At 56.9% G+C, this 12,813-nt stretch carries 9 protein-coding genes; 8 read left to right on the top strand and 1 reads right to left on the bottom strand.

Going from position 1 to position 12,813, the window contains the following annotated elements; genetic code table 11:
- The first annotated feature begins 106 nt into the window (after nt 1-106).
- The 3 genes from VIL80_RS10070 to VIL80_RS10060 are packed head-to-tail and all read left to right on the top strand — an operon-like array spanning nt 107 to nt 3,465.
- On the top strand, nt 107-1,543 hold the full coding sequence (locus VIL80_RS10070; RefSeq protein WP_332035984.1) for an NlpC/P60 family protein: 1,437 nt from the start codon (nt 107-109) through the stop codon (nt 1,541-1,543).
- 11 nt (nt 1,544-1,554) lie between these two features.
- Nucleotides 1,555-2,649: a dipeptide epimerase gene (locus tag VIL80_RS10065; RefSeq protein ID WP_332035983.1), complete on the top strand. Its 1,095-nt coding sequence runs from the start codon at nt 1,555-1,557 to the stop codon at nt 2,647-2,649.
- A gap of 30 nt (nt 2,650-2,679) precedes the next feature.
- Nucleotides 2,680-3,465: a MurR/RpiR family transcriptional regulator gene (locus tag VIL80_RS10060; protein WP_332035982.1), complete on the top strand. Its 786-nt coding sequence runs from the start codon at nt 2,680-2,682 to the stop codon at nt 3,463-3,465.
- A gap of 94 nt (nt 3,466-3,559) precedes the next feature.
- Here the strand turns inward: VIL80_RS10060 and VIL80_RS10055 are convergent, their stop codons facing one another.
- The gene (locus VIL80_RS10055; protein ID WP_332035981.1) at nt 3,560-5,050 is read right to left on the bottom strand and encodes a transglutaminase-like domain-containing protein; all 1,491 of its coding nucleotides are present in this window, start codon (nt 5,048-5,050) and stop codon (nt 3,560-3,562) included.
- Between the two features lie 160 nt (nt 5,051-5,210).
- Between VIL80_RS10055 and VIL80_RS10050 the strand changes: the two genes are divergently transcribed.
- The 5 genes from VIL80_RS10050 (at nt 5,211) to VIL80_RS10030 (ending at nt 12,813) form a co-directional block, all read left to right on the top strand.
- A complete protein-coding gene (locus tag VIL80_RS10050) occupies nt 5,211-6,842 on the top strand; it encodes a serine hydrolase (protein ID WP_332035980.1) in 1,632 nt (543 codons plus the stop codon).
- 49 nt (nt 6,843-6,891) lie between these two features.
- The gene (locus tag VIL80_RS10045) at nt 6,892-7,974 is read left to right on the top strand and encodes a S66 peptidase family protein (protein WP_332035979.1); all 1,083 of its coding nucleotides are present in this window, start codon (nt 6,892-6,894) and stop codon (nt 7,972-7,974) included.
- A gap of 130 nt (nt 7,975-8,104) precedes the next feature.
- Entirely contained in the window at nt 8,105-9,514 is a 1,410-nt protein-coding gene (locus VIL80_RS10040) for a Na+/H+ antiporter NhaC family protein (protein ID WP_332035978.1), read from the top strand.
- A 13-nt stretch (nt 9,515-9,527) separates the two neighbouring features.
- A complete protein-coding gene (locus tag VIL80_RS10035; protein ID WP_332035977.1) occupies nt 9,528-11,510 on the top strand; it encodes an aminotransferase class I/II-fold pyridoxal phosphate-dependent enzyme in 1,983 nt (660 codons plus the stop codon).
- Nucleotides 11,511-11,643: 133 nt separating this feature from the next.
- Complete coding sequence (locus VIL80_RS10030; protein WP_332035976.1) at nt 11,644-12,813, top strand: exo-beta-N-acetylmuramidase NamZ family protein; 1,170 nt, start codon at nt 11,644-11,646, stop codon at nt 12,811-12,813.

Genomic DNA, 12,813 nt, shown 5'->3' with positions numbered 1-12,813 from the left:
AGAGAATTTTTTTTGAATAAATTATTCTTTGGTGGTGAGGTGTTAGGTTAAAATATGTGCTCGTAAAGAAAGTCTGGCGTTCCAAGGGCTTAAAGGGTTTTCCCTGATGAAAATTAAAAACATATTTGTCTGCCTGTTGGGGGCAGCTGTTGCCGTCGTCGCACTTTCTGCTTGTGATCAGACTCCACAGAGTGCAGCTGGATCGTACGTAACATCCCTTGCTTCGATCTCAGTGCCGGAATATGTCAGCGATGTGCCAGGTGTTACTGAGTCCATGTTGGGGGTGGGGTTTTGGCAGCATCGCCTGATCGATGATCTTGTACGTTTGTCCGAGTCTCAGATCCATGATCTAAATGCCGCAAGTTTTTCCAGCGACCCGAACATGTTTCAGTTGGACGACTTCCCGAGTGTTATGTCGAAGGCAGAAGTGGTTTCGCTGATTGACCGAGTTAGTCAGCCCGCATCCTCTCCACGGGTATTTCCTGATGGACGCAGCGTTGAGCCTGCAGACTATGCAGAACTTGCGCAGGCGGTAGATCGGGAGGCGCTGCCGGAGGACGTTGCAGTGCAGTGGGGGCTGGTTGTCGAGCGTGTGAGCATGCGCAGTTTTCCGACCCAACGCCGCATACTGAAAAATATCGATGACCAGGATCTGGATCGATTTCAGGAGACCGGCGCGTTTCCGGGGCAGCGTCTCGCGATCCTGCATGAAAGCGCAGACGGGGAATGGTGGTTCGCGGTGAATTATCACTACGCGGCCTGGATACCGAAGCGTGCAGTAGCCGTCGGCGAGCGCGATGAAATCAACCGCTGGTTCCATAAACAGCCGCGGCTTACGGTAACCGGTGCTCAAGTGCGCACAAATTTCAATCCTGAGGAAGCGCGCACTTCCGAAGTTGTTCTCGATATGGGCGTTTCGCTGCCGCTGTTGAGTGCCGCTGACGTTGGCCACAATGTGCATGGGCAAAATCCGTATGCCAGCCACATTGTCTCGTTGCCTGTACGCGGTGACAGTGGAAATCTTGAGTTCGAACCGACCCTTATCGGGCGGGCACAGGATGTCACCCCGGGGAAGCTTGAGTACCACCCGTCGCTGGTATTGCAGCAGGCGTTCAAATTCCTGGGGGAGCGCTACGGTTGGGGGCACGACTACAACGGTCGCGATTGCACAGGGTTCGTCGGTGAGGTGTACAAGTCATTCGGAATTCTGATGCCGCGCAATTCTGGACAGCAGGGGAGCAGCGGTTTTGCCCCGACCAAGCGATTTGCACCTGAAGATCATGCCGCAAGAGCCGAGGCGCTTGAGCATTTGAATGTTGGTGACCTCATCTACATTCCCGGGCATGTGATGATGTATATCGGCGAAGTGGATGGTGAGCCGTATGTCATTCACGACGTTACCGGACTGAGTTATTACCGGAGCGATGAATCCTATTACCAGGGCACTTTGTCCGGAGTATCGGTAACACCTTTGAAGCCACTGCAGCTCAGTAAGGAAAAGAGCTTCATTGATGGCATTTATGCAATAAAGACAATTATTTGATCGGTATCGCCATGAAGATTGTTGACGTAAAACTGGGCATGCTGCAGGTGCCCCTGGTTACTCCGTTTAAAACTGCACTGCGCACGGTTGAGTGTGTGGAAGATGTCATCGTGATGCTGGAAACGGATACTGGCCATATCGGTTACGGCAATGCGCCGGCGACAGCAGTGATTACCGGAGACACTCACGGCTCCGTTATCGAGGCCGTGCGCAGTATATTTACCCCGCTATTGCTCGGGCGCGATGTGGCGGATCTGAACCGTCTCACGCGGCAGATCCAGGGGGCTATGATCAACAACACCAGTGCCAAGGCCGCGGTGGAGATTGCGCTCTACGATTTGTTTGCACAGAGTTACAAAACCCCCCTGTACCGGATTTTGGGGGGCGGTGAGAGCAGCCTCACCACCGATATCACCATCAGTGTTGATTACATCGATAAAATGGTGGCAGATGCGGAGCGCGCGGTAGAGCGCGGCTTTGAAATCCTGAAGCTCAAGGTGGGCAAGGATATTGGTCTCGATATCGAGCGAATCAAGGCGGTTTACGCCGCAGTGAAAGGTCGTGCGATTCTGCGTCTTGACGCCAATCAGGGATGGAGCCCCAAGCAGGCGGTGATGGCAATTCGCGGCCTGGAAGAGGCCGGGGTATTGCTGGAGCTGGTAGAGCAGCCCGTCAAGGCCAACAACCTGGAGGGGATGCGATATATCTCTGAGCGGGTTAAAACCCCGATCATGGCCGATGAAAGTATTTTCGGACCCCATGACGTGCTGGATGTGATCCAGCGCCAGGCGGCGGAAATTATCAATATCAAGTTGATGAAAACCGGTGGTATCTCCAATGCCCTGAAAATTGCCGATCTTGCCGGGCTTTACGACGTGGAGTGCATGGTGGGGTGTATGCTGGAAACCAGTATCGGCGTCTCTGCCGCGGCACATATGGCGGCAGCAAAGGCCCCGGTGGTAACCAAGCTGGATCTCGACGTGCCCTCGTTGTGCAAATTTGACCCGGTGGTTGGTGGCGCGACTTACCGGGATGCGGATATCATTCTCAACGAAACGCCCGGCCTGGGCATTGAAAAAATTGAGGGCCTGCAATTGCTGGTGTAACACCAGCATCGCAGAGCAGGACGGCACAGCATGACCTGTCTTTTGAAAATGCGCGCGATGCGCGATCAGTTGTCGGTAAACGAGCGCAAGCTGGCGGATTTCATTTTGGAAAATACGCAGTTGCTGCGCGACTACTCGTCCTCGCAACTGGCGGATGCCGTCGGGGTTAGCCAGTCCAGTGTGGTGAAGTTTTCCCAGAAGCTTGGCTATCGTGGGTACCCGAGCCTGAAACTCGCGGTGTATGAATCCTATGCCGGTGCCGGTATTGGCGGTGGCGATGAGCCGGTGCGAGCATTTGCGTCCACTGCCAGTCCGCTCAGCCAGCTGGGCCAGAAAAAGCTCGAGGTGCTGGAAAATACCGTCAGTATCAACGAGGTTGATCAGCTAACTGCAGCGGTGGAGGCCATTCGTGCCGCACGCTGTATCCAGATTTCGGCCTGTCCGGGTTCGGTATCTGTTGCGCGTTACCTTGCGCATCAGTTGCTGGAGCTTGGTTGCTGGGCGGTTTTCGATGAAGGCGGCAAGCTTCAGCAGCGTATTAGCAATTCCCTGCGGGATGATGACCTGCTGTGTATCCTGTGCGACTTTGGCGGCGAGGAGTCGCTGGTGGACGTAGCTAACCGGGCTCGTGAGCATGGGGTCAAGGTGTTGAGCCTTACTCGCTACAACTACAACGCTGCCAGTATTCACTCGGATATTCGCCTGTATGTGGTTCCATCGGATGACGAGGAGGATCTGCAGAGATTGCTGTTTCGCTCTGCGCAGCTGCATGTTATTGAGGGGCTGATCAGCGGTTTACTGAGCAAGAAAGGCTAGCGACAGGCCAGCCCTGAAGAAGAATTCTTGATGCAGAAGTCGCAAACAAAAAAGCCGCTGACCCAGGTCAGCGGCTTTTTTGTTTGGGGACGTATCAACGCTGTGCGCTTTGCTGTGGTGCAACCAGTTTCCAAGCCAGGTTGTAGTCCCACTGATCGAAATACAGGTTGCCGCCACGCCACTCCACTTCCCCTCGCTGGTTGTCGACCGTCTCCGAGCGAAAATGTTGTTTTGCCGGCACCAGGGGGCGACTGTAGTCGCTGTTGAAAATCAGGCGATAGCTATCGATGCCGCCCAGATAGAACCAGCGCTCTGCCTCACTGTCGCTTTCGAGTAAACCATGGGTGACATCCATCGGCAGCCAGCCGTAGGGGGCGAGGTAGAACTCTCCCCAGTCGTGCATGGTGTCAAATCCCTGCGGTGCGAACTCCCAGCCCGACTGCCAGCGCGCGGGGATGCCGTTCATACGCAGCAGTGTCATCAACAGCAGCGTCTGTTGGCCACAGTCCGCATGACCTGCTTCGGCAGCATACTGGCTGATGTTGCGAATGGTGGAGTATTCCCGTGCGCCCGCCCAGGGAATCTGGTCCACGTGCGCAAACAATTTCTGCGCGATACGGTAGGGGTTGGTTTCGTCGCCGACGATTTGTTGTGAAAGGGCCTGCAGTTCCGTTGTGAACTGGATGTGCGGTGCGCGCTCGCTGAGGAATTCCTCAAGATTTTCGCCAGTTACGGGCTGGACTATGCCTGCGTCAATTGCTGTGTAGCGAGACAGGCTGTCGAACGCGTAGCGAATGCGGAATTCAGTTGGTTGTCCTTTTGCGGCAGTTTTTTCCAGATAGATGGTCCTTTGTGACTGGGTTGCCGGCGCCAGCTGGTGCGCTTCGGGTAAGCTGCTGATCAAGGAGACGTTTTCCTGAAGCCCCGGTAAATGCTGTGGGAAGGGCAGCCAGGCGCGCACGGTTTCTCCTGCTGGAACTGCGTCGGCGTTTACAGTCAGGGAATACTCCACCTCAATGCGCTGCCGCTGAGGCGACTTTGCCGCGATGATTTCGCGGTGATGCGAGTGCAGCTGATACAGCGGGGCCTTTTCGGTAAAGCGTTTGTAATCGGTGGTGCGCGCTGCAGCTGCGTCAGAAATGTGTACCAGGTTGTAGGCAGCCTTGCGGAAATAACGGCGTTCGCCATCAATGGTCATGTATTCCAGCAGGCCAGCGCTGTCCCAGGCCTGAATATCGGTATCCGTGGCATCGGGAATATAGCGGCGTATGGATTCCAGCAGGTCTTCCGGCTTGATGGTAAATTCCATCTCGATGCGCCGCATACGCTCGGCCTCGAAAGCGAGCGCCTCACTCAGCGATGTATCTGCGTTGGCCGAGGCTGTGATGCGGTCGTCCATGGTTGCTTTGCCTTCCATTGATCCGGTTTTCGCGGCCAGTGCCTGGATCTCGCTCTTGGCGAGCTGGTAGTGCCCGCGGTCAATTTTTTGCCGGATTTGATTCAGGTCTGCGCTGAACGCCTGCGCTGCCAGTGCACAGGCGGCCGAAGCAATCAGCGCTTTAAGGTTGAAATAGGATTTTTTCACGGCAACTCCGTAGTGGCGTGTGTGATTCCGGCAAAATTCGGAATAATTTATTATTTACTTAAAAAACCACGGTTGATAAATTATTCTGATGTTTTCGTTGCGTCAAGCCCGTAGTGGTTCCTTGTTTTGTTCAATCAATAACACCGGAGGTCATAACCTCATGCGTCCCATATTGACTGTTTTGTGTTCCGTAGCCGCGGTGTTGCTATCAGCTTGCAATCGACCAGCCCCTGATAGCGCGCTGGATGGCGAGAGTGCGGCAAACTATGTCGAGCGGGTTCTGCAGGAAGAACGGGTGCCCGGAGCCGCTGTGGGTATCTGGCACCGTGGCGAGCCGGTATTGCTGAGGGGGTTTGGTGTAACCAACGTAGACAACCCGCATCCCGTGGACGGAGAGACGCTCTTCAAGCTGGCATCTACCAGCAAAGCCTTTACCACTGCTGCGCTTGGTTTGCTGGTGGAGGAGGGCAAGCTGGACTGGGACGGGCGCGTGGTGGACTATCTTCCAAATTTCCGGCTCGCCGATCCGTGGGTGACCCGTGAATTTCGCGTGGTCGATCTCCTCACCCACCGTTCCGGTCTCGGACCGGGTGCGGGCGATCTGATGCTGTGGCCACAGCCCAACCAGTATTCCCGCAGTGATGTACTCGCGGGCCTCGCACATCTGCCGATCACCGGTAGCTTTCGTGCGGATTACGCCTACGACAATCTCCTCTATATCGTCGCCGGTGAATTGGTGGCGGAGATCTCCGGCCTGAGTTACGAGGATTTCGTACAGCAGCGCCTGTTGGCGAGAATGGGGCTGGATCACTGCTATGCTGGCCCGGTACCTGCGGACGCCCGCGACAATCTCGCGGATCCACATCGCCTGGAAGATGCGGCGGACGGGGAGGCAAAACTGGTAGTGGACACTCCTAATCTCGCGGGCTTCGAGCCCATTGTACTGGCCGCAGCTGGCGGTATGCATTGCAGTGCCGGCGATATGCTCACCTGGCTGCGCACCCTGCTGGACGGTGGACAAATTCCCGGAGGGGAACGCCTGCTCAGTACCGAGACCCGCGACCGCTTGTGGCGCCCGGAAACCCTGATGCCTTTTTCCCCCGAGCGTGCCGAGCGAGATGGTGGACATTTTTATGCCTATGCCCTCGGTTGGCGGGTGCAGGATATGCACGGCAAAAAGGTCATACACCACACCGGCTCCCTGTCCGGTATGTACGCCTGGGCGGCAGTGGTGCCGGAAGAGGATCTGGCATTGGTAGTGCTGATGAACCGCAGTGCGGGCGCGGCACGTCAGGCACTGATCTATGGATTGTTGAAACCCTATCTGGGCGCGCCCGAGCGTGACTGGCTGGCCTATTTCCAGGATCTTTACGGCGCACCAACAGATGCCGTGGAGCCGGAAGCGCTGGCAGCGCCGGTCGGATTTACCGCCGTTACCGAAAGTGAGCTTACTGGTCGCTACCGTGACCCGTGGTTCGGCGATATGGAAATTGCCCGGGAGGGCGAGCAGCTGCGCTGGCGCGCGCTGAAATCTCCACGTCTCAGCGGAACGCTCACGCCATCGGGCGACGGTGTTTGGGCGCTGTACTGGGATGATCGCAGCCTCGACGCGGATGCTTGGATGACGGCGGATCGCAGTGAAACCGGCAATCTGCTGTTGACCATGCAGCCCAAGTCACGGGGGATTGATTTCAGCTACGATTTCCACGATCTGCGGTTTGAAAAAGTATTGCCAGAAAAAGAGCTGGACGATTCCCGGGCCACTACCGCTCTCTCTGCGGTAGCGCTCTAAACCGGAACAACACCATAAAATCATTATCGAATAATTAAGAGAACATCCCATGCAAAGGCGCCGACTGATCAAGTCCCTAATCGCTGCACCACTTATGGCCGCGGCAGGATCCGAAGCGCTTGGCGCGAGTGCGGTGGCTGCAGATGAAACGGGTTTCAGTGCCGATAATTCTGGCAAAGGCCTTTTACGTCCCAAGCGACTGCAAAAAGGTATGACGGTAGGCCTGGTAACCCCCGCAAGCAATGCGTGGGAGGATGAGGACATCCGCTTTGCCAGCGATGTAGTGCGCTCCCTTGGCTTCAAGGTAAAAGAGGGGGAAAACCTCTACCGCAGGAGCCAGTATCTGGCGGGGCCGGATGCCGCGCGTGCCCAGGATTTCAACGCGATGTTTGCCGACCCAGAGGTTGACGCCGTGTTCTGTCTGCGCGGTGGTTATGGTACGCCGCGTATCCTGCCAATGCTGGATTACGCCGGAATACGCCGCAATCCGAAGGTATTGCTCGGATACAGTGATATCACCGCACTGTTGAATGCGATCTACCACCGCAGTGGCGTGGTCACATTCCATGGCCCGATCGCCGCACAAAATTTCACTGATTACACCTACAGCGAGTACCAGAAAGTACTCGCTCACGGGGAGCGACCGGTGCTGCTGGGTGCGCCGCCGCCTTTCGAGGATGCCGCACCGGGGCGGGTCGAAAAAGAAAATCGTATTACCCGCTTTGCCGGTGGTCGCGCGCGCGGACGTCTGATCGGCGGCAACCTCACCTTGATGGCCAGCCTTCTCGGTACCCCTTACTGCCCGGATTATCGCGGTAAAATTCTGTTCCTGGAGGATGTGGGGGAGGCGCCCTATCGGGTGGATCGCATGCTCACCCAGATGTGGCTGGCCGGCAAACTGCAGCAGGTGGCAGGAATTGCTTTTGGCAAGTTCACCGAGGCCGATTCCGATGGCAATACATTCAGCATGGAGCACGTGCTGCGCGAACGCTGTGCCGATCTGGGAGTACCGGTGGTGCGGGGGCTGATGTTTGGTCATGTAAAAGACCAGACGGTAGTGCCGGTGGGTGCGATGGCGGAGCTCGACGGCGATGCCGGCACACTGGTGTTGCGGGACCAAGTGGTGGTATAAGCTCACCCAGGTAGATTTTCGAAGATGGGCGCCCGCAGTGCAGACTCCGGGCGCCACCACATCTTCAGGCCTGCTATCTCTGGTATCAGGTCACCCAGAAAGATATAACCAAAAAAAGAATGACCGTCTCATGACCGAACTTTCCTGGCTCACACTTCTTCCCCCCTTTATTGCCATCGGACTCGCGCTTCTCACCCGACAGGTTTACCTGGCACTGTTTGCCGGAATCTGGCTGGGATTTTTCCTGCTCAATGGCTCCGGCTTTTTTTCATCACTGGCGGAAGCGCTGGATGGCGTACTGGCTATTCTGGCGAATGCCGGTGATGCCCGTGTGGTGATGTTCACCCTGGTGATCGGGGCCTTTATCGTCACCCTTGAGCGCAGTGGCGCAGTCAGTGGCTTTGTGCACTTTCTCGAGCGAATCCGCTGGGTGACCAACGGTGCTCGCGCGCAGTGGATGGCGTGGCTGGTGGGGATCGTGATTTTTATCGAATCCAACATCACTGTGCTGGTGGCCGGTACGGTGTCGCGCCCGCTGTTCGATCGCTATCGCATCGCGCGGGAAAAGCTGGCCTATATCATCGATTCGACGTCTGCACCGGTGTGCATGTTGATTCCCCTCAATGCCTGGGGTGCCTTCAACCTCGGCCTGCTGGACGGCCTGGGTGTGGAAGATCCACTGAAGGTACTGCTGGCCAGTATTCCCCTAAACCTTTATGCGATCACCGCTGTGGCGCTCACCGCCTACACCATTGCCCGCAACTACAACCCCGGGCCTATGGCGGCAGCCGAGGCTCGCACCAGTGGTGGGGATATCGATGGGATCAATATTTCCAGCAGCACTACAGAAAACAGCTTTGGTGAAAAAAGCCACATCAAGCCCCGCGCCCTGAATATGTTCCTGCCGGTACTGGTACTGATTCTGGCAATGCCGCTGTTCCTGTGGATTACCGGTGATGGAAAAATATTCGAGGGCTCGGGCTCGACTTCGGTACTGTGGGCATCCCTGACCGCACTGGCCACGGTATCGGTACTGGTATTGATGCAGCGCGGCATGACCCTCGACGAACTGAGTCACACCTGGATGGAAGGCGCCGGGCGCATGTTGCCGCTGGCGATCATTCTGGTATTGGCTCTGGCCCTGGGTGCCGTGTCCAAGGCACTGGGTACGGGCCAGTACGTGGCAGGCTTGGTCGGGGATTCCATCCCGGTTGGACTACTGCCAGTGGTGATTTTCCTGGTTTCCGGCGTGATCGCGTTTTCCGTCGGTTCCAGCTGGGGCACGTTTTCGATCATGCTTCCCATCGCCATTCCGGTGGCGGGAGCGCTGGGTGCTGATCCGGTACTGTTCGTAGCCGCGGTGCTTTCCGGGGGGATTTTCGGCGACCACAGTTCACCGATTTCCGATACCACGATTGTGTCGTCACTGGCGGCGGGTACCGAGCATATCGAGCATGTGCGCACCCAGTTACCTTATGCCCTGCAGGCAGGCGCAATCAGTGCGCTGGGCTTTATTGCCCTCGGCTACCTGATGTTGTGATAGAGAGGCGAAAATGAATAAGAATAATTGCCGAGTATTATTGGTCACTTCCGATCCCGATTTTGGACAGCGCTGGGTGGCGGAACTTCAGCCCCTGGCCGACAACGATGCCGAAGCACCGGTGGCGCTGGATTTCCAGCACACACACGCTGATGGCTTGACCGGCTACCTGGCGTGCGGTGAAACCCAGGTAGTGGTGCTGGACGATGCCGGCACGCAGGCGGAAGACGTGGCTGCGGTGCGCGGATTGTTACGCGGGCAGCGGGCGGAAATCGATTGCGTATTGCTGACCGGTGCCGACACCCCCGGGGTGGATGAATTTGAGTGTGTCATTTCCCGCGCGGAATCCAATTACGGTGTTGTCTACCGTACCCTGCGGCGAATTTTGCTGGAGCGAATAAGCACTCCATTTGCCGATGCGCTGCGGGAATATGTGTATGCGGCAAAGGATTCCTGGCACACGCCGGGCCATTCCAGTGGTGACAGTCTCAGCGGCAGTCCGTGGATTGCGGATTTCTACCGCTTTATGGGCGAGCATATTTTCAACACGGATCTGTCTGTCAGTGTAAAGATGCTCGATTCGCTGATGGACCCTATCAGCGTCATCCGCCAGGCACAGCAGAGTGCGGCGCGAACATTCGGCGCAACGCATAGTTACTTTGTTACCAACGGCACTTCCACGTCGAACAAGATTGTTCTACAGCACCTGTTGCGCGCTGGCGACCGGGTGATTGTTGACCGCAATTGCCACAAGTCCGTGCATCACGCGATGATCATGAGTGGCGCATTGCCCGTGTATCTCGAGTCTTCGGTTAACCAGCGCTACGGTATCTACGGCCCGGTTCCGCAGTCTGAGATTTTTTCCGCGATTGATGCCAACCCCGGCGCGCGCCTGCTGGTGCTTACCTCGTGTACCTACGATGGGTTGCGGTACGACCTCAAGCCGATCATCGAGCGCGCCCATGCCGCAGGACTGTTCGTGCTGATCGATGAGGCCTGGTATGCCCACGGTCGCTTCCATCCGCAACTGAGGCCCACGGCGCTCGAGTGCGGGGCGGATTTCGTCACACAGTCCACCCACAAAATGCTGTCCGCGTTCTCACAGGCCAGCATGATACATGTGGGAGATTTTTCCTGGCGCAAACAAACTATGGACGACGCCGGGGGGGCGGAATTTGATGCGGCTGGATTCCGTGAAGACATCAATATGCACACGTCTACCAGCCCGCAGTACGGCATGATTGCCAGCCTGGATGTCGCCCGCAAACAGATGAGCATCGAGGGCTATTCGGTGCTGAGTCGAACCCTGGCATTCGCGGATGAAATCCGGCGCCATGTGGACGATGCCACGGTGTTTCGCAGTCTGGGCGCAGATGACCTCTGTGGTGAGGTGCTCGCTGCGGACGGTATCCGCCTCGATCCCACCAAGGTCACCATTGATGTGGGGTGTGCGGGGGTGTCCGCACCGGCGGCACAGGCGCGACTGTTTACCGAGTTTGGTATCCAGGTAGAGAAAAACACCCACAACACACTGTCATTCCTCGTCACCATCGGCACCACAGAAAGCAAAGTGCTGCGGTTAAAGCAGGCATTGCGGCGCTTGTCGGAGGATGCCCAGAACAACACGTTTGCCGAACCCGAATTGGCCAAGAACACCGGTCAGAGCCTGCCGGCACTCAGCAGTATTGATGCACTGCCGCGCAGTGCCTACTTCGCGCGCGGCGAAAAACTAGCGTGGGTGGGGGAGGGGCGAGAGGCACTGATCGGCCGTATTGCCTGTGACGAAGTGGTGCCGTATCCGCCGGGAATCCCGCTGCTGGTGCCCGGGCAGCGCATTACCGCCGAAATCCTCGATGCCATCATTGCTTTTACCAGCGAACGCAAGGACCTGGAAATGCATGGCGTTCGCAGTGTTGGGCAGGAGCCGGCGCTACGAGTATTGACCCTCGCCGAAGCAGCTGTCGCAGAGAGCGAGTTGCGCTCGCTGTTAGCGTGACATACATCGGCGTGTGACCGGTTAACGGTAGTCAGCTGCCGTCCGGTTTTACGCCCAGCGCCAACACCTGAGGAAGTTTGCGTTCACATTCCGATGGGGCGGCCACTTTTCAGAATAATTGCCGAGCATTGTCATGTTGAGATTCACCGCCACCATTGCGTTTCTTTTGTTCCAGCTTTCCGCGCGGGCGCTGGCAGCACCGGAGATCCACACGGGTGCTGAACAGCCGGACGCATATCTACCACTGCTGAAATCACAGCAGGTCGGTCTGGTTGTCAATCAGACATCGCAGGTAGGTGACAAGCATCTGATCGATTACTTGCGTGAGCGGCAGGTTGAGATCAAACGTATTTTTGCTCTCGAGCACGGGGTGCGCGGAAATGTGGAGAATGGGGGAACGGTAGCGGATGGGATCGATGGCCCCAGCGGTCTCGCGATTGTCTCCCTGTATGGCGGCCATTATGCGCCTGCCGAAGAAAGTCTGGCGGACCTGGATTGGCTGCTGTTCGACATCCAGGATGTGGGAGTGCGCTTCTACACCTACATCAGTTCATTGCATTACCTGATGCAGGCCTGTGCGAACCACGATATTCCCCTGTTGGTACTGGATAGGCCGAACCCCAACGGTGATTATGTCGATGGGCCAGTACTGGATCCGCAATTCCGCAGCTTCGTCGGCATGCACCCGATTCCGCTGGTACATGGTATGACCGTGGGGGAGTTGGCGCAGATGATTAACGGCGAAGGCTGGCTGGAAAACGGAGCCAAGTGTCAGCTGACAGTAATTCCTGTTTCCGGGTACCACAAGCAGATGGCTTACAGTCTGCAGGTCAGGCCGTCTCCCAACCTGCCCAACGATTTATCCATTCGCCTGTATCCATCGCTGGGACTGTTTGAAGGTACTACGGTGAGTGTGGGGCGCGGCACGCCGTTCCCGTTTCAGGCACTTGGCCATCCGGCGGATCGGCAGGGCCAATTCAGCTTTACCCCGGTACCGGTGTCGGGCGCCAGTGAAAATCCCAAACACAAGGGCATAGAGCTCAGCGGTGATGACCTGCGAGATACCGACAGCCGTACTCGATTCAGCCTGACACCGCTGCTGGACTGGATGCAGCGCACCGGCGAAACGCCTGAGCAGTTTTTTTCACGCGCGAAATTTTTCGACAAACTCGCCGGTACCGATACTCTGCGCAAGGCCGTAATGGCCGGCAAGAGCGAGGAGGAAATCCGGGGCATGTGGCAACCCGCCCTTGCCGCGTTTCGCGAGCGACGAAAGCACTATCTGCTCTACCCTGAGGAGTAA

Origin of the sequence: Microbulbifer sp., assembly GCF_036563125.1 — a bacterium.
In the GTDB taxonomy this organism is placed as follows: domain Bacteria; phylum Pseudomonadota; class Gammaproteobacteria; order Pseudomonadales; family Cellvibrionaceae; genus Microbulbifer.
The sequence above is the reverse complement of the archived record's forward strand: the minus strand, read 5'-3'. Positions and strand labels throughout refer to the sequence as shown.